General features: G+C 31.2%; 15 protein-coding genes. 10 read left to right on the top strand and 5 right to left on the bottom strand.

Features of this window, described 5'->3' with window-relative positions:
* The first annotated feature begins 135 nt into the window (after window positions 1-135).
* From BVC87_RS01705 to BVC87_RS01695, 3 genes are all read left to right on the top strand, one after another.
* A complete protein-coding gene (locus BVC87_RS01705) occupies window positions 136-3,003 on the top strand; it encodes a TonB-dependent receptor plug domain-containing protein (protein WP_159439299.1) in 2,868 nt (955 codons plus the stop codon).
* 316 nt (window positions 3,004-3,319) lie between these two features.
* On the top strand, window positions 3,320-4,060 hold the full coding sequence (locus tag BVC87_RS01700; protein ID WP_075340603.1) for an energy transducer TonB: 741 nt from the start codon (window positions 3,320-3,322) through the stop codon (window positions 4,058-4,060).
* Window positions 4,061-4,087: 27 nt separating this feature from the next.
* A complete protein-coding gene (locus BVC87_RS01695; protein ID WP_075340602.1) occupies window positions 4,088-6,946 on the top strand; it encodes a TonB-dependent receptor in 2,859 nt (952 codons plus the stop codon).
* Window positions 6,947-7,308: 362 nt separating this feature from the next.
* On the opposite strand, the gene BVC87_RS01690 is transcribed toward BVC87_RS01695, so the two are convergent.
* From BVC87_RS01690 to BVC87_RS01670, 5 genes are all read right to left on the bottom strand, one after another.
* Window positions 7,309-8,382 carry a CNNM domain-containing protein gene (locus tag BVC87_RS01690; RefSeq protein ID WP_075340601.1) on the bottom strand — a complete coding sequence of 358 codons (1,074 nt, stop codon included), beginning with the start codon at window positions 8,380-8,382 and terminating at the stop codon, window positions 7,309-7,311.
* 238 nt (window positions 8,383-8,620) lie between these two features.
* A complete protein-coding gene (locus tag BVC87_RS01685; RefSeq protein ID WP_075340600.1) occupies window positions 8,621-9,547 on the bottom strand; it encodes a DUF3078 domain-containing protein in 927 nt (308 codons plus the stop codon).
* 85 nt (window positions 9,548-9,632) lie between these two features.
* The gene (locus BVC87_RS01680; protein ID WP_075340599.1) at window positions 9,633-10,142 is read right to left on the bottom strand and encodes a DUF2480 family protein; all 510 of its coding nucleotides are present in this window, start codon (window positions 10,140-10,142) and stop codon (window positions 9,633-9,635) included.
* Window positions 10,142-10,462, bottom strand: coding sequence for a DUF59 domain-containing protein (locus BVC87_RS01675; protein WP_075340598.1), 321 nt, complete (start codon window positions 10,460-10,462; stop codon window positions 10,142-10,144). Before BVC87_RS01675 ends, BVC87_RS01680 begins: the two co-directional genes overlap by 1 nt.
* Window positions 10,463-10,464: 2 nt before the next feature.
* A complete protein-coding gene (locus BVC87_RS01670; protein WP_075340597.1) occupies window positions 10,465-10,890 on the bottom strand; it encodes a SufE family protein in 426 nt (141 codons plus the stop codon).
* 75 nt (window positions 10,891-10,965) lie between these two features.
* Between BVC87_RS01670 and BVC87_RS01665 the strand changes: the two genes are divergently transcribed.
* From BVC87_RS01665 to glpQ, 7 genes are all read left to right on the top strand, one after another.
* On the top strand, window positions 10,966-11,892 hold the full coding sequence (locus tag BVC87_RS01665) for a PfkB family carbohydrate kinase (RefSeq protein ID WP_075340596.1): 927 nt from the start codon (window positions 10,966-10,968) through the stop codon (window positions 11,890-11,892).
* A gap of 4 nt (window positions 11,893-11,896) precedes the next feature.
* Window positions 11,897-13,021, top strand: coding sequence for an acyltransferase family protein (locus BVC87_RS01660; protein WP_075340595.1), 1,125 nt, complete (start codon window positions 11,897-11,899; stop codon window positions 13,019-13,021).
* Between the two features lie 57 nt (window positions 13,022-13,078).
* A complete protein-coding gene (locus BVC87_RS01655; protein ID WP_075340594.1) occupies window positions 13,079-14,977 on the top strand; it encodes an amidophosphoribosyltransferase in 1,899 nt (632 codons plus the stop codon).
* 361 nt (window positions 14,978-15,338) lie between these two features.
* Complete coding sequence (locus tag BVC87_RS01650) at window positions 15,339-15,926, top strand: Crp/Fnr family transcriptional regulator (protein WP_075340593.1); 588 nt, start codon at window positions 15,339-15,341, stop codon at window positions 15,924-15,926.
* Window positions 15,927-15,994: 68 nt separating this feature from the next.
* Window positions 15,995-17,764 (top strand): T9SS type A sorting domain-containing protein, encoded by a 1,770-nt coding sequence (locus BVC87_RS01645; RefSeq protein ID WP_075340592.1) that lies wholly within the window; start codon window positions 15,995-15,997, stop codon window positions 17,762-17,764.
* Between the two features lie 56 nt (window positions 17,765-17,820).
* Window positions 17,821-18,165: a DUF2147 domain-containing protein gene (locus tag BVC87_RS01640; RefSeq protein ID WP_075340591.1), complete on the top strand. Its 345-nt coding sequence runs from the start codon at window positions 17,821-17,823 to the stop codon at window positions 18,163-18,165.
* On the top strand, window positions 18,150-19,187 hold the full coding sequence (gene glpQ / locus BVC87_RS01635) for a glycerophosphodiester phosphodiesterase (RefSeq protein WP_075340590.1): 1,038 nt from the start codon (window positions 18,150-18,152) through the stop codon (window positions 19,185-19,187). The genes BVC87_RS01640 and glpQ overlap by 16 nt, the downstream gene beginning before the upstream one ends.
* Window positions 19,188-19,213 lie beyond the last annotated feature (26 nt).

The following is a 19,213-nucleotide window of genomic DNA, read 5'->3' as shown; positions in this document are numbered from 1 at the left end:
TTTAAAGTTTTAAAAGGCAGTCTAAATTTAGACTGCCTTTTATTCTTTTTTTAAAAATAATAAAAGCCTATTTTTTGGAATTTGGGAATATTTTGTTTAAGTTGTTGGCGATTGTAACAAATTTAACAAAGAATGATGAAAAAAGTACTCATGCTACTACTTCTTGTAAGTAGCGGTTTTTTGTTTTCCCAAAACGAAATTTCGGGTCTAGTATTTGATGAATATTTAGAGCCGTTCCCCGGAGCCACTATTAAAACTAGTGAAGGAAAAACAGCAAGTTCTGATTTTGATGGAGCCTTTACAGTTAAAGTAAAAAAATTCCCCGTAATACTTAATGTATCTCTTGTTGGATATCAAACTGAAACTATACAAGTATCTGGTGCTGATGACGAAATAAATGTTATTCTTAAACAAACGTTAGCTTTAGACCAAGTAGTTGTTTCTGCTTCGAGAACCCCAGAAAGAATTGCTGAATCACCAGTAACTATTGAGCGAATAGATGAGAAGTATATTAAAAAAACACCTTCACCTAACTTTTACCAAAGTTTAGGGAACTTAAAAGGAATAGATGTTTTAGATAATAACTATTTAACTAAGGCAATAGTTTCCAATAGAGGTTTTGGTAGTACAGCAAACACTAGAGCAGTACAGTTGGTAGATGGTTACGATACAGCCGTACCCGTTTTCGACTATGCCATAGGTAACCTTTTTGGATTAAATGAGTTAGATGTAAAAAATGTTGAAATTCTACCAGGAGCTGCATCTGCATTATATGGTGCGAATGCCTTCAACAACATCGTATTAATGACTAGTAAAAATCCATTTGATGACGACGGTGTAAGTGTTGCTATGAAATCAGGAATAACTGAGCAACAAGATAGAGCCACATACGCTTTTTTCGATATAGGAGCAAGATTTGCATACAAGTTTAATGATTGGATAGCAGGTAAAGTAAATCTTCATTATGTAAATGGAGAAGATTGGGTTGCTCGAGATAGAAGTAATAGTAGTGGAGGTTCAAGTGTAGATCATTCTACTAATCCAAACTATGATGGGGTAAATGTATATGGTGATGAGACAACATTAAACTTAGTTGATTTAGCATTATTAGCTCTTCCATTAGCAGCTGATCCATCTTCACCTTTCGCAGGTAGCAACCCCTTAGCACTAATAGCAGGAATTCCAAATGTAGTAGATCAAAGAGTAAGTAGAACAGGATTTAATGAAAGCGATTTAATAGACTATAGAATTAGATCTACCCTTTTTGATGGAGCATTGCACTTCCGCCCTTGGGGAGCTAATTCAACAGAAATTATGTTAGGAGCTAAATTTAATTTAGGAACTAATGTAGCTCAATCAAGTAACAGATATTTCCAAGAGAATTCTTCTATGCAACAATTTAGAGTAGAAGCTAGAGGAAAAAATTACTTTGTTAGAGGGTATTTTAATGAAAATGGAGCAGGTAACTCTATAGATAGTAGATTAGCAGGAATTTTTGTAACTAATAATTTAAAGAGTAATGGTACGTTCTTTACAGAATATGCAGGAGCATTTTTTGGTATGCTAGCTAATGGTTTGTCTGTTGAAAATGCACATGCAACAGCAAGAGCTTTTGTTGATAGAGATATACCACAACCAGGTTCTCCTGAATTTGAGAATAGTCTCAGATTAGCAGAAAGTATAAATTTATCTGAAGGAGGAGCTAAATTATTTGAAAATTCAGGGTATTATCATGTAGATGCTAACGTAAATTTAGCTGATTATATTGATTTTGCTGATATTCAAGTTGGAGGTAGTTTTAGAAGTTTTGCCTTAGATTCTCAAGGTCAGGTATATACTGATGATGATGGCGTACTAAGATATAGACAATATGGTATATACACACAAATACAAAAGAAGTTTAGTGACGATCGTTTCAAGTTTACAGGGACTATGCGTTTTGATAAATCAAGAAACTTTGATGGAAATTTCTCACCAAGAGCAACTCTTTCGTACGCAGCAGGTGAAAAGAGAGATCATAACTTTAGAATAGGTTTCCAAACAGGTTTTAGAAACCCAACTTCTCAAGATCAGTATGTTGGTTTGCAATTAGGGAACTCAATCTTATTAGGTTCAGTAGCGGAGAATTTACCAAGAGAGGTAACAATAAGAGAGTTTGTGTCAGACAATACTAGAACAGTTACCTTAACAGGAGTATCTGCATTTGAAAATGCCTATACTGCTGAATCAGTTGCAGCTTTTCAAAGAAATTTTAGATCTAATGCAGTAAATGGAAATCTAGATGGAAGCGGGTTCCCAGTAGTAGATCCAAGTTTATTAGTGAAATCTGAAGCAAAATTATTACAGCCAGAAACGGTGCAATCATTTGAAGCTGGATATAGAGGTGCTGTAAACATTGGAGGAAAACTTTTTGAGTTCGATATGGTAGGTTTCTATAATTTCCACAAAGACTTTATTACATCAACGGATGTGGTAGTGCCATTTGAAGGAACTGTAGACAATCCTGCTAGTGGATCAGTAAGATCAATAGCATTAAATGATTTCCAGAGATATATAATCAATACCAATAGTGAATCTGAAATCCAGGCCTTTGGATTTTCAGCAGGTTTTAATACTAAAGTTGTAGGAAATTTTGAACTTGGTGCAAGTTATGCTTTTTCTGATTTTACTATAGAAAATAAAGATGCTTTCAGTTTTAAGCCTTTCTTTAATTCTCCAAAGCATGCGGTTAAAGTTCAATTTGGTAACGAAAGATTATTTAAAAATATTGGTTTTGGCGTAAATGCTAGATGGCAAGATGCATTTTTATACCAAACAAGATTTATAGATAGAATTGTTCCAGCGAGAACAGTGTTAGATGCACAAGTAAATTACACAATACCATCTATTAAATCAGTTGTAAAATTAGGTGGTACTAATATTTTACGTCAAGATTATATAAGTATTCCTGAAGCTGGAAATGTAGGCTCTCAATTTTATATTTCTTGGATCGTAAATCAATAACGATTAATAAACATATTAGTTTATAAAAAAAGACAACTTTTAAGGTTGTCTTTTTTTATTTTTAACGGCACTCATTTTTAACATTATGAAATTAAAATTTACATGTTTGATTTTGAATACGATATATTGAAATAGTATTTTTTGCTGATGAAAAATTGAAAAGTATTAACATAGTATAAGCAATAATTGCAAATCATTCAAAATAGGAGTTATTATTTGTTAAAATTTTGCTAAATATGATTTTAACATAAAAATAGTTGTACTTTCGCGCCCGAAAACTAAACCAACTACTGCAGTAATTCGTAAATGTTAAAATATGAAGAAAGTATATTTACTAATAGTAGTATTATTATCCCTTAATAGTTATACACAAGAAGTGTGTGAATCTAAAGAAGAAACTTCTTTTGAAGATTTAAACAGTATTACAAAGTGTTCTATTAAACCTGCTAAGAAAGGTAAAGGAAAAAGCAGTAGGCAAATTACTGTACGTGTATCTGCTTCTAAAAGAAGGTTTCTAAAGAAAAGAGAGATAAGAAAAAAGCAGGCTGTTTCTAGCGCTAATTCGTTAAATACTTCTGGAATTACTGAAATAGCAGGAAGCAACACAATATCTAACAAACTTACCGTAAAGAAAAAAACAGCAACTAATAGTATAGCAGCATTAACCGCATCTCTTTCTGAAGAAGAAGTTAGAAATGCAGATAGGTTTAATTCTGTAGATAAAATTCCTTTATTTGCGAAGTGTAAAAAAGTGAAGAGAAACGAAGCATATGATTGTTTCAATGAAGAAATGATTAATCATATTCAAGAACATTTCAAGTACCCAGGAGAAGCTGTAAGAAACAAAACTGAAGGAGAAGTATGGATTAGATTTATCATAGATAAAAATGGAGATGTTAGAAATATCAAAGCATTAGGTCCTGAAAATGCCGAAATACTAAATGATGAGGCTAAGAGAGTAGTAACAAAACTACCACAATTTATAGCAGCTAAGAAAAACGGAAAACGAGTTGCAGTTAAATATGGTTTTCCAATTAACTTTTCATTAGAAGAATAATTTTCCCAAAAATTTAATTAATTTAAAATGTTTAAGAAGCAATTAGTACTAATTGTTTTTGCTTTGTGTTGCGTTTCAACGTATGCTCAAGTAAAAATAAAAGGAGTGGTTTATAATGAATATTTAGAACCATTTTACAATGCAAAAATCACAAACGGATTATTTGCAACAGAGTCTAACATTAGTGGTGAATTTACGATTATTATTGACGGAAATTTACCTCAAACTCTAGAAATTACTGCTTTTGGTCACCAAGCTGAAACCGTTGAAATTGTTAAAGCTGATCAAGTTGTAAATGTAATTCTTAAGGAAAACTTTTTATTAGATCAAGTAGTAATTTCTGCATCTAGGGTTCCGGAAAGAATTATTGAATCTCCTGTAACTATTGAGAGACTAGGTCTTACTGATATTAAAAAGAATTCTTCCAACTCTTTTTATGATGGTTTAGTAAATTTAAAAGGAGTAGATGCAAGAGAGGTGAGTTATGGATATAAATCTATTAACACGAGAGGTTTTGCCGATTTCAATAACTCAAGATTTGTGCAGTTAGTAGATGGAATGGATACATCGGCACCAGCATTAAATTTTAGTGCAGGAAATTTATCAGGAGTTTCAGAGCTTGATATTGCAAATGTTGAAATATTACCAGGAGCATCTTCTGCATTATATGGAGCTAATGCCTATAATGGTATTATGATCATGAATACAAAAAGTCCTTTCGATTTTGAAGGGGTTAGTTTTTTGTTAAAAAGTGGAGCTACAAGACAACAAGCAGCAGGAACAAATCCATTTTATGATTTTTCAATTCGTATGGCTCACAAGTTTAGCGATGCTTTTGCTGCTAAAGTTAATTTTTCATATTTCGAAGCTGAAGAATGGCATGCTACCGATTTTAGAAATAAAAAAATAGACACCAATGAAATCATTGATGGAAGTTTCGATAGTCCTGTAGATTATGATGGAGTGAATACTTATGGAGATGAGGATTTTGCAGATTTAGCAAATTCAAATAACTTACTTAATGCACTTGGTTTATTTTTTCCAACCGATCCTGGATTTGAAATAGGTACGCACGTAAGTAGAAAAGGGTATACAGAAAGTGAATTGGTTAGAGATTATAGATCTAAAAACTTAAAGTTCTCTGCTTCTTTACATTACCGTCCTTTTAAAGATGAATCTTTAGAAGTTGAATTAGCGACAAGAATTGCTAGAGGAGATAACATGTTTCAAGGAATAGCATCAAGATTTGCACAACGTAATTATTACATTGGTCAATCTAAATTAGAAGTAAAAGGAGATAACTTTTTCGTTAGGGGATATTATACAAGAAACGATGCTGGTGATACTTATGATTTAACAAGAACAGCACAAGGGTTAAATGTTTTAGCTGATGCTAATTTACCAGTATTATCTAATGGAAGAAGACTTACTTGGGGAGATTACTACGGTATTCAATACATGACTTTAATTAATAATAATGCATCTTTAATTGGTCCTTCAGGTAATCCTTTTGATGTAAATGACGTTGATCCTTCATTAAGAGAAGTATCAAGAGATTTCGCAGATCAATTTAGATTAATCCCTGGTACACCTGAGTTTAATCAAGGATTTGATTTAGCTACATCAACACTTATTACTGAGGGTGGAAGTAAGATTTACGATAGAAGTGCATACACTCATATAGATGGAAACTATAACTTTAGTAGTTTACTAGACGAATGGGCAGAAGTACAAGTAGGTGGTTCTTACAGGGTTTATAACCCAGAATCTCAAGGAACAATCTTTAATGATCGTGCTGAGAAAATAGATATTACAGAGTACGGTTTTTATACACAATTACAAAAGAAGTTTCTTGAAGATAGATTGAAATTTACAGGATCAATTCGTTTTGATAAATCAGAAAACTTTAGTCCTAACTATTCTCCAAGATTAGCGTTAAACTATGCCTTAGGCGAAGATAAAGATCATATAATTAGGGCGTCTTATCAAACAGGATTTAGAAACCCAACAATACAAGAGCAATATATTTTTGCTCCTTCTGCTAGAAAAACTACAGTAGGTTCTGTTGGTGATAATATTAGAAGAATCGCGATTCAGAATACAGAAATTACAGGAAGTGATTTAATTAATAATGCACTATTAACTAGATCTGTTTATGATTTAGATTTTATAGCTGATGTTGGACAGAATATAAAGTCAGAATATACTGAGATTATACCAGAAGAAGTTAAAACTTTTGAGTTAGGGTATAGAAGTCTTATCGGACTTGGAGAAGCGAATTTAGATGTAGATTTTAACGCATATTATAGTTTCCATAATAACTTTGTGTTCTTTCAAGACATTGTAGTTCCAAATGCTGGAGAAGTAATTGCAACTGGACAATTAGATGCAACTGCTGCTGAAGCTATAAGAATAGGTGCAGTAAGAGAGTTTAACTTAATTACGAATGCAAAATCTGAAGTACAATCATATGGTGTAGGTTTAGGGGTTCACACTAAATTATTTAGACTTTTTGATTTAGGTTTAAATTATAATTATGCAGACTTTAAATTGCAAGAAGATTTAGACTTTGGATCATTTGAACCAAACTTTAATACGCCTAAGCACACTGCAAAAGTTCAATTAGGAAGTACTAAACTTTTCAAAAATTTTGGCTTTAATGTGAATGCAAGATGGTCAGATAAATACAGATGGGTATCTACTTTTGCAAAAGGATATATAGATCCTAGAACTGTATTAGATGCGCAATTAAATTACCGTATTCCATCTATTAAATCGAGGTTTAAAATTGGTGGAACCAATCTATTAGGAAAAGAATATTTAGTAGCTCCTGGATCAGGAAGTATAGGAAGCTTATATTACATTTCTTGGACAATTAATAACTAAGTTAATTAACTAACTAGTTACTATACATAAAAAAACGAGATGCTTTTTAGCATCTCGTTTTATTTTTATGAGGAAATATATTATTCAACGTAAACTCTTATCATAGGTCTTGATTTTTGTTTCTTTTTATCAAGAAAAAGAAGAGGGCTGTATATCTTTTACTAGGCTTTAATATCAAAAACATATAGCAGATGCTAATGGTTGTGATTTTATATAACTGTAATGAAGTAAAATTGTATTGAAAAAATATTTTTACTTCTCAATAGCTACATTGAGCAATAGTAGAAGTACAATATTCATTTCCGCTTTACTCTAATGAATTTCATTCGAAGTAACACTTTTGTTCTTAAACGAGGTTCATATTATTCAATAATACCTAATCGTTTAGCACGTTGTTCCCAACTTTTTCTAGCTAAGCTTTGTAAATCAGCTACTTTATCACTTTCATCCATGATTTCTAAGCCTAACAATGTTTCTATTACATCTTCTTGAGTAACTAAACCACTTACTGAACCATATTCATCAACAACTAAAGCAATATGTTCTCTTTGTTCAATTAATTTTTCGAATAACTCAGGAATTGGTAAATCTCTTTTGGTTATAATAATATCACGCTTAATCGTAGATAATGGTTCACCTCCATGACCACGTATAATAGCCTCTAAAAGCTGATCTTTTAAAAAGTAACCTATTATATTATCTGAACTTTCTGAATACACCGGAATACGTGAAAAGCGCAATGTAGGATTATCATCAAAGAAAGACTGAATGGTCTGAGATGCATCAGCAGTTTTTAATACAGTACGAGGAGTCATTACATGTTTTACCGCTACTTCTTTAAAGTTTAGCATGTTTTGTATTACTTTGCTTTCACTCTCCTGAAAAACACCTTCTTTTTCAGCAATTTCTGTCATAGCGGAAAAATCTTCTCTACTTAAAACACTCTCTCCATGCCCACCTTTACCAAACATTTTAGTAAATAATTGTAGTACCCAAATGATACCGGTATATTTTAAAACTGTGATTAGAATATTTAATGTAGTAGTTGTAAAACCTGCTAATGATTTCCAATATGTAGCTCCAATAGTTTTTGGAATAATTTCAGAAGCTACTAAAATTAATATAGTCATTATAGCAGAAACAATAAAAACGCCACTAAAAATTCCGCTTCCTGGATTGTCTTTAAACACACTCTCTGCTTGAGACCCCACTAAAATTGCACCTACAGTGTGCGCTATAGTATTAAGAGTTAAAATAGCAATTAAAGGTTTATCTACATCTTTTTTTAATTTCTCTAATTCTGTTGCGAATGATTTACCTTCATTCTTCTTTACATTAATAAAAGTTGGTGTAACACTTAATAAAACCGCTTCTAGAATAGAGCATAGAAAAGAAAAAAAGATAGATATAACACCATAAAAAATAAGTAATCCCATTGCGTTTGATTTTTTGTAAAAATACTATTATTTCTGACTAAAGAAAGAAGAAGAAAGACAAAAGACAAAAACTGAGTTGAAGCTATATTTTAATTCTTATAGCTTAGAACATTATTCGAAAGCTTGATTTATTTTTTGAATCTTTTACTTATTCTCTACTTTTAAAAAGGTTGTCTTGAATAAGAAAGCCCCAAGAATAAAAATCTTGGGGCTAAAATAGTATATGAAATTATCTTTATTAGAAAGCATAACTTAAACCAACTAACCAGTATGATTGTATTTTAGTTGGAGTGTTATCTAAACTTGAATATTTTTGAGTTCCATCAGCATTTAAATCTAAGTTAAATACTTCTTGTCTGTTGTCTCTTAAACCAGACTCTAAACCAACACCAATTCCTTTCCAAATATTAAACCCTAAAGAGTTAATCCAAGTCCAGTTAGATAAGTCAAATGACTTATAACTTTGGAAGGTAGAGAAATTAGATCTAAACTTTAATTTTCCAAATGTTTTATTATACTCAGCAACAATTTTAGCTCCTAAAGAAGAGTCAAAAGTATTACCTCCGCTACTAAACACAAAGTTATAGTTTAATGGGTGAGCAACAACTACTAATTCAGGAATTGGAGTCCAAGTAGCACCAACCCCAACGTCTAAATAACCAGGATCATTAAAATTACTAATAAAAGAAGTTCTATATTCTCCTAAGGTAGAAACAGCTAATGTTTTTGTTATTTTACGACCATAAAGAGAAGTAATCGTAAATACATCCGTGGTTCCTCTAAAACTTGTGTCATCAGTAGGGTCATTTTTGTCATCTAACTTCACCCATCCTAAATTTAAATTCCCAGAGTTTCTCCAGAAAAACTTTTCCCTATCTAGATTTGCTACTCCATTTACAGTAATCCCAATGTTACCAGCAGATGAATTTGGCACTGCATTAGAAAACCAATCATTGAATCCAGAAAAATTAGCACCAATTGTACCAAACGCACTAAATTTCCATCCAGGAAAAGCATCAATTTTTGCTTGTAAAGCATTTACTTCTGCCTGTAACTTTGCTGCTTCTGCAGCTTTCTTCGCCTTTTCTGCTTTTAACTCCTCGATTGTTTGAGCAAAAGTAAAGGTGCTCATTAACAATGCTGTAGCTATAACTAATTTTTTCATGTTTTTAATTATTTATTTTATGATATTAGTTCGTTACTAACATTAGACAAAAATAAAGTTTAAAAGTCACAGGAAATATAATTAATTACCCTTTTTTTCTGTACAAAGGAACAGTAGAACACGCTTCACCAAACATGATGGTTTTGGCAACAGGTTGAACTTTAGAGATTAACAATGTATATGCACTATCTGGTATAGGTTTAGTACTACAACCTTTTATAATTACAGGTTTATCTTTAAACTCCTCAACAGATAAATTTTGTATGATATCTGCAAAGATTACAGTTTCTAACAATTCCAAACTCCCAATCACAACCTTTTTAGCAAAAGGGTTTAGTGTTGTCGTTAGTAATAGATAAGCCCAAGAAGGAATAATAGCATCAGTAGAACAGTGTAAGGCTACAAAAGTATCTTGATATTGAGACCAATCATGGTTTTTAACCTGTTCTCTAAAGTCTTTTTCTCTAAGCAGTAAACCTTCAAATAACCAATCAGAAATATCAAACAATATTCGTTTACCTTCAGCATAATAATCCTCCAAATCTATATTGATTAATTTACTGTTGGCGACTCTATTTACAATTTCATCTTCCATTATAATAAACCTAATTCTAGTTTTGCTTCTTCACTCATCATATCTTGAGTCCATGTAGGATCAAACGTAATTTCAACTTCACAGTCGTTAATCTCCTTTAATGTTTTTACCTTTTCTTCTACTTCAACAGGTAACGTTTCCGCAACAGGGCAGTTAGGTGAAGTTAAGGTCATTAAAATTTTAGCATCGTTTTCTTCAGAAATAAAAACATCATAGATTAATCCTAATTCATATATATCTACTGGAATTTCAGGATCGAATATTGTTTTTAAAACTCTTACGATTTTATCTCCTAATTCTTCTAATTTTTCTTCGGTCATAATTAACTTGATAATTTGGCTTGCTGCGCAATCGCATACATTTTAATTTGTTTTACCATAGATACCAATCCGTTTGCTCTAGTTGGGCTTAAATGTTCCTTTAAACCAATTTCATCAATAAAACTAGTATCAGCATCTAGTATTGCTTTAGGAGTTTGGTCGGAAAACACACGTAATAATAACGCTACAATTCCTTTGGTAAGAATAGCATCACTATCTGCAGTAAACTTAATTTTATCAGTATCTATTTCAGAATGCATCCATACTTTAGATTGACATCCTTTGATTAGATTTTCATCAAGCTTATATTGGTCATCTATAAGAGGTAAGGATTTTCCTAACTCTATAATATATTCATATCGCTCCATCCAGTCTTCAAACATTGAAAACTCATCGATAATTTCTTCTTGTATTTCTTTGATAGTCATTTTTTAGAACTATTTTTGCACTTTATAAATTATTTTGTGCAATTACCGTGCAAAATTACTGATAAAAATTAATAAATGGGTAAACTATTAGCGGTAGGAACTGTTGCTTTTGATGCAATAGAGACACCTTTCGGTAAAACTGACAAAATATTAGGAGGTTCAGGAACTTTTGTCGGTTTAGCAGCTTCACAATTTGGTGTACAAACAGGAGTAGTATCTGTAGTTGGAGGAGATTTTCCACAATCATACTTAGATATGATGGAAAATAAAGGCATAGATACTTCTGGAATTGAAATTGTGAAAGATGGAAAAACATTTTTCTGGAGTGGAAAATATCATAACGATATGAATTCTAGAGATACATTAGTAACAGAACTAAATGTATTAGAAACATTCAATCCAGTAGTGCCTGAAACATTTAAAAATGCTGAAGTAGTAATGTTAGGAAACTTACATCCACTTACACAAGCATCAGTTTTAGATCAAATGAATGAACGACCAAAGTTAGTGGTACTAGATACGATGAACTTTTGGATGGATATAGCATTGAGTGATCTTCATGAAGTATTAAAAAGAATAGATGTAATTACAATCAATGATGAAGAAGCACGTCAGTTAAGTGGTGAGTATTCATTAGTAAATGCAGCTAAGAAAATTCATGAAATGGGACCAAAATATGTGGTAATTAAAAAAGGAGAGCACGGTGCGTTATTATTTAACGATGATAATATGTTTTTTGCTCCAGCATTACCATTAGCAGAAGTATTTGATCCAACAGGAGCAGGAGATACATTTGCAGGTGGCTTCTGTGGCTATTTAAGTAAAACAGGAAATTACTCGTTTGAAAACATGAAGAACGCTATTATCTACGGATCTAATTTAGCTTCTTTCTGTGTAGAAAAGTTTGGTACAGAACGTATGCAAGAACTTTCGAAAGACGAAGTACAAACACGTTTAGAGGCATTTAAGAAATTAACACAATTCGATATAGAATTAGTTTAATTTTATGATTTCAGCAGCTAGAATTTACTTTCCTAATTTAAATGGACTAAGATTTATAGCTGCTTTTTTTGTCATCATAAATCATACAGAACAATTAAAATTGTTTTTTAATTTAGGAGATGGCACAGTCGCTCCTTTTGCTAAAATCTGTGGGAAAATAGGAGTAATGCTTTTTTTTGTGTTAAGTGGTTTTTTAATTACATACTTATTATTACTTGAAGAAAATAAGTTAAGTACTATTAATGTAAAAAAATTCTACATGAGGCGTTTCTTAAGAATTGCTCCGCTATACTTTCTCATTATTATTATCGTTTTTTTTGTACTTCAAAACTTTTCTTTTTGGGATATTCCTAGGATGAAAGACCCAATAAAAAACAACTTTTTCGAAACTCTTGTGTTGCATATTTTGTTTCTACCAAACTTAGTTACTGCTATTTATGGTTTTTTACCATATATAGCACCAGCATGGTCTATAGGAACAGAGGAGCAAGCTTATTTGATTTGGCCTTTACTACTAAAAAAAATAAAGAGAAATAGGTATAAATTGTTTATTACTGTTATTATAATTCATGCCCTAGTAAGAGTTTTCTTGTATATCAATATTTTTGATTTTAAGTATGTCGAGATTATTAAAAAGTTTTGGATGCATTTTAATATTGATATTATAGCTATAGGTAGTTTATTAGCTTTATTACTTTTCGAAAAACATAGGTTTTTAAAGTATTTAGTAAATGGAGCAACCTTTTACATTACTTTATTGCTGACTGTAGTACTTCTAACTTTTAGCATTAGAATACCTTTTTTTCATTATTTGTTTTACGGGGTTTTATTTGGTGTTCTCATTATTAATTTGGCCAGTAATACTAGTTTGTCAAAAGTGTTAGAATGGAAGGTTTTAAATTACTTAGGAAAAATATCTTATGGAATATACATGTATCATTTTATAGTTTTAATTCCTACATTAATTATAGCAAAAAAATACAATTATGATTTTAATTGGTTTGTTTATAGTTTATTACTATCAACTACCATACTAATTTCGAGCATTTCGTATTATTATTATGAAAGTGTTTTTCTAAAGATAAAAACGAGATATACAATTATAAAAAATGGAGGAAATAATTTTTAATACAAAACCCTTATCAAATAAAAATATCACATTAACTTTGCACAAAACTTCTGATAAATGAGTGATTTTTTAAAGCACGAGTGCGGAATAGCATTAGTACGATTATTAAAACCTTTAGAATATTACAAAGAAAAATACGGTACTGCTTTTTATGGATTAAACAAGTTGTACTTGCTTATGGAAAAGCAACATAACCGTGGACAAGATGGTGCTGGTTTAGCCAGTATTAAATTTAATGTTGATCCGGGCACAAGATACATTAGCAGAATTCGTTCGAATAAAACGCAACCAATTCAGGATATTTTTGGCCAAATCAATAATAGAATTAACGATATTTTTGAGAAAGATCCAGAGAAATTGGAAGATGTTCAATGGCAAGAAGAAAATATGCCATATATAGGAAACCTGTTTTTAGGACATGTCCGTTATGGAACATTCGGTGGAAATAGCATTGAAAATGTGCATCCATTTTTACGTCAAAGTAATTGGAAACATAAAAATCTTATTGTTGCAGGTAACTTTAACATGACAAACTCTGGAGAGTTAATGAAAGAATTAATTACTCTAGGTCAGCATCCCAAAGAAGCAACGGATACGGTGACGGTGATGGAAAAAATTGGGCACTTCTTAGAAGATGAAGTGGCAGACACTTACAAAAAGGCAAAAGCTGTAGGTTTCAATAAAAAACAAGCTTCTCCATTTATTGAAGAACATTTAGATATCCAACGCATCTTAAAAAGATCATCTAGAAACTGGGATGGAGGTTATGCTATGGCTGGTTTATTAGGGCATGGAGATGCTTTTGTATTAAGAGATCCATCAGGGATTCGTCCAGCTTTTTGGTATCAAGATGATGAAGTGGTTGTGGTAGCTTCAGAAAGACCAGTTATACAAACTACTTTTAATGTTCCTATCGAAGAAGTAAAAGAATTACCAAGAGGAAAAGCCTTAATTATTAAGAAAAATGGAACTACTTCTATAGAGAAAGTATTAAAGAAAAGAGAGAAATTATCATGTTCTTTTGAACGTATTTATTTTTCTAGAGGTAGTGATGCAGATATTTATCAAGAACGAAAAAACTTAGGAAAGTATGTGTTTCCTGAAGTGATGAAGTCTATTAATGATGATATCTCTAATTCCGTATTTACCTATATTCCTAATACAGCAGAAACTTCATTTTATGGAATGATGGAAGCTGCAGAAGATGTATTAAACCAGCAAAAAACAGCGGAAATTTTAGCTGGAGGAGGAAAATTATCTGCGCAAAGAGTAACGGAGATTTTATCAGAACGTCCACGTTTTGAAAAAATAGCAATTAAAGATGCTAAACTAAGGACCTTTATTGCAGATGATAACAGTAGAGATGATTTGGTAGCCCACGTATATGATGTTACTTATGGAGTAGTAAAACCAACTGATAATTTAGTAATTATAGACGATAGTATTGTAAGAGGTACTACGTTAAAAAAGAGTATTATCAGAATCTTAGATAGATTAAATCCTAAGAAGATAGTGGTAGTATCTTCTGCACCTCAAATTCGTTATCCAGATTGTTACGGAATCGATATGGCTAGAATTGGTGATTTTATTGCATTTAAAGCAGCATTAGAATTATTAAAAGAAACGAATCAATATCATATTGTTGATGAAGTATATCAAAAATGTATTGAGCAGAGAGGAAAACAAGATATAGAGATTATAAATTTTGTTAAAGAAATCTACGCGCCATTTACGCATGAAGAAATTTCAGCTAAAATTGGTAAAATGTTAAAGACAGAGGATGTGAAAGCTGAAGTAGATATTATTTACCAAACTGTTGAAGGTTTACATAATTCTTGTCCAGGACATACAGGAGATTGGTATTTCACAGGAGATTACCCAACACCAGGAGGGCATCGAGTAGTAAATGAAGCCTTCATTAATTTTTACGAAGGAAATGATAAAAGAGCGTATTAATACGCTCTTTTATCATTTCTTTCAAAACGTACGCCAAGAATAACCTCAGGGAAGTTTGCTTTTTAAAGTCTTTGTTTTAAATATGTTATATTAGGAATAGGGTAGGATCAAGAATTGAAAATCCAAAACATCGATTGGAATGATTACTGATGTGATGAAAAAAGGTATTAAGTAATCTTCTTTGATAGAGATTTAAAATCTATATATGTTGATAAAATAGCTAATAGAATTTTAAGAAGGCGGGTGAAAAAATGGATTAATCTTATGAGTTATTTTTATAATAAAAAATATAATGAGTCTAACGTTCAAAGGTTAATTAGCAATTTGAAAAAGGAGTTGGTTAAAATTAAAAGAGTTACCAATGATTAGTGAAATTGAAAATTATCTTTCTTTTTATAAAAGAATAGTTCCTGATTTTACAATTGAAGAACTTAATTTAATAAAACCTAATTTAAAATTAAAAACCTTCCGAAAGGGAGTTTTATATTTAAAACAAGGTGAAGTTCAACGAAGTATGGCCTTTGTTTCAAAAGGGTTAATAAGACAATTTTACATTGATAAAAAAGGAAAAGAAATCAGTATAAGATTTAATGCTGATAATAGTTTTTCTACGGATTACAGTGCATTTATACAACAAATTCCCACAAATTATAATTTTAAATGTTTAGAACAAACTTCTGTAATTGAACTCAGTTATGATATGATTCAAGAGGTGTATTCTAAATATAAAAACTACGAACGTTTTGGGAGGTTAATAGGTGAAAAAGTACTCATAGAAAGGCAAAAAACAATCGAAAGTTTTTTATTTGAAAATACGAAAGAACGTTACTTGAATTTTTTGAAAAACAATCCACAATTACGAAATCGTATTTCAATTTCTCATTTGTCAAGTTACTTAGGGATAGAGCGTCAAACCCTAAGTAGAATTAGAAAGAAAATTTTAACATAATTCTGTCACATTTGTGTCAGGTTAATTTTGTGTGTATTTGCCATTTTTACATTATACAAAAACACAAAATGAAACGATTACCTTACCTACAGCAAATTAGAGTTCGTATAATTTTACCGTTGATTTTACTCTATAGTTTGCTAACCACAGCACAAAATTTAGACTGGGTTAAAAGTCAAGGATCTAAAGATGATGAACACTTTGTTTTAACAGATTTAGACAATAATGGAAATGTTTTTACCTCTGGGAATTATAATGAACCTTTTTCCTATGGCAAATTTTCCTTACCATATTTGGGAAATACAGATGTTTTTATAGAAAAAAGAGATTCTGATGGAGATCTTTTATGGGTTAAAAGCCTAAATACTTCAAATGAAATGCAAGTTTTATCTTTATCTTCCACAATCAATGGAGGAGTGCTAATTGGAGGTATATATAAAGGTATCATAGATGCAGATCCAAGCAATAATACTTTTGATCTAATTTCTAATGGTGATTATGATACTTATATAATACATTTAGACTCTAACGGGAATTTAGTTTGGGCAAATAGTTATGGTTCGATTGGTGCTGATTACTTGTACGCTATGGCAGAAGATAATACAGGGGATGTTATTTTAAGTATTTTATTTCATGAGTTCATACAACTTTCGTCAACAGTTAGTCTGACTAGCCCATCAGATAACATACCGGCATCTAGTACCTTAATTAGAATAGATTCAGATGCAAATATTTTGTGGGCTTATGCAACAGGTGTAACAATTCCCAAAGACATTACTTTCGATAATGATAATAATATTTATATAGCAGGTCTTTTTTTATTTGAAAATAATTTTGACTATAAAGGGGAGGGGAGTTTTATAATGAAAGAAACAGGGCTGTCTATTACAGGTTTTCCAATAACTCAAGATGGGTATATCCAAAAATTGGATTCAGAAGCCAATTTTATTTGGGCAAAGCAACTAAAAAATCCATATAATACGGTAATTCACTCGATAGCTGTCGATCAGGAGCAGAATGTATATACTAGTGGGGTATACCAAGGTTCAACTAGTGGAATAGATTTTGATCCTGGACCTGAAGTTTTTTCTATTAGTAGATCTGAAACAACTGAAAGTCAACAATTCATTCACAAACTAAATGCTTCAGGTGATTTTGAATGGGTTACAACATTTGGGCCTTGGTATAATACCCCTGACTTTTTAGACCCAGAGCAAGGAGGTGTCCTTTCATTAGATAATAACAATAATTTATACTATGCAGGGGATGTTAATTCTATTGAAGAAAAAAACTTTTTGTTCGGAAATACTACATATACTCCAATACTTCAAGATATATTATTGGCTAGATTAAATACAGTAGATGGGGCAATAGAATGGAGTTCAATGATTAGTGGAACAGGAAACGAAAATGTTTATGAAGCAGATATAACCGATAATGCTTGGGTGATTTCGGGCATATTTAAAGAAAATATTGATTTTACGATTGGTAACAATATATCTTTTCCTGTAAATTCTAATGGAGGTTCAGACTTTTTTGTGATGAAACTAGATATTACAGCTACTCTAAGTTTAACTAATGATAATTTGTCTTTAAAACCCAATACTTCTTTTAATATTTACCCCAATCCTAGTTCAGATATTGTAAACATTGAAAACTATAGTATCAGCAGTAATTTTAAAGTAGCACTATATAATATTAAAGGGCAGTTAATTTTAACAAAAGAAACTAATGAAGATCTTCAAATTGATATTAAAGATCTACCTTTGGGGGTTTACTTTATTAATATAAACAATGAGAAAAAAAATAGTTATATTTCCAAACTAATTAAGAAATAATTTTTTTTGACTAAAATATTGGATGCTTATAATGTTTTGGTACATAAAATTATCAAATGAAATTAATTATCATTTTTACACTATTATTTTCTTCAACACTAAATGCTCAGGAAGCAATAGTAGGTGTATGGAATACAGCAAGATTCAATACTAAAATAGAGATCAAAGAAAATAAAGGAGTATGTAACGGATTTATAGTTTCTTCTGATACAAGTAAAGCTAAAGTAGGAAAGCAAATTGTAAAAGACGTTCAGGTTAAAGATGGTGAATGGAAAGGAAAAATATTTAGTATTAAACGTAATAAATGGTACAATGCTATTTTAGAATTAAAAGAAAATGAACTTCATGTATTGGTAAAAGCTGGACTCTTCAAAAAAACGATGCTATGGACCAGGTCATAATTATTAATGCCATTAGAAATGTATCAAACCAAAAAATAATGCGATATTTAGTTGTTGCAATAGTTATCTTATGTGTTAGTAACTGTAAAACCGAAGAAAAACCAACCCCAAAACCTATGAAATCCAAAATTGTAGTAGCGCATAGAGGAGCATCAGGATATTTACCTGAACATACCATGGAAGCAAAAGCAATGGCGTATGCGATGCAGCCTGATTATATTGAGCAAGATTTGGTGTTAAGTAAAGATAGTGTGCCAGTAGTAATTCACGATATCCACTTGGACGAGGTAACTAACGTAGCAGAAAAATTTCCAGATAGAAAAAGAGAAGATGGACGTTATTATGTTATAGATTTTACTTTCGAAGAAATACAACAGCTTCAAGTTTATGAACGATTTAATCATGAAAACGGAAAACAATTTTATCCGAATCGTTTCCCCAAAGGAAAAGGAAATTTTAGGTTGCATTCACTGCAACAAGAGATAGAGTTAATTCAAGGATTAAACTCAAGTACAGGAAATGATATTGGAATTTACCCAGAGATTAAAAATCCTGAATTCCATCATAAAGAAGGAAAAGATATCGCTAAAATTACACTTTCAATTTTAGCAGAGTACGGTTATACAAGCAAATCAGATAAATGTATCTTCCAATGTTTTGATGCAAAAGAGTTAGAGCGCATTCGAAAAGAATTAAAATCTGAATTGTTTTTAATTCAATTAATTGAATTTCCTGAAGAAACCAAACAGTTAGCATATTTTGCCACTTATGCTGATGGAATAGGTCCATGGTATAAACAAATTGTAGATAAAAAAGTAGATGGAAAATGGCAATTTACTTCATTAGTAAATGACGCACATGATTTAGATTTAAAAGTGCATACCTACACGTTGAGAGCAGACCAATTAGGAGAGTTTTCTTCTTTTGAAGAAAATATAAAAATCCTACTATTTGAAGCAAAAGTAGATGGTTGTTTTAGCGATTTTCCTGATCAGGTGGTCCGTTTTTTAGAGAAACAATAGTTGCGAATATTACTTTAATACAGGCA

The sequence above is a fragment of the Tenacibaculum agarivorans genome, assembly GCF_001936575.1.
Taxonomy (GTDB): Bacteria; Bacteroidota; Bacteroidia; order Flavobacteriales; family Flavobacteriaceae; genus Polaribacter; species Polaribacter agarivorans.
The sequence above is the reverse complement of the archived record's forward strand: the minus strand, read 5'-3'. Positions and strand labels throughout refer to the sequence as shown.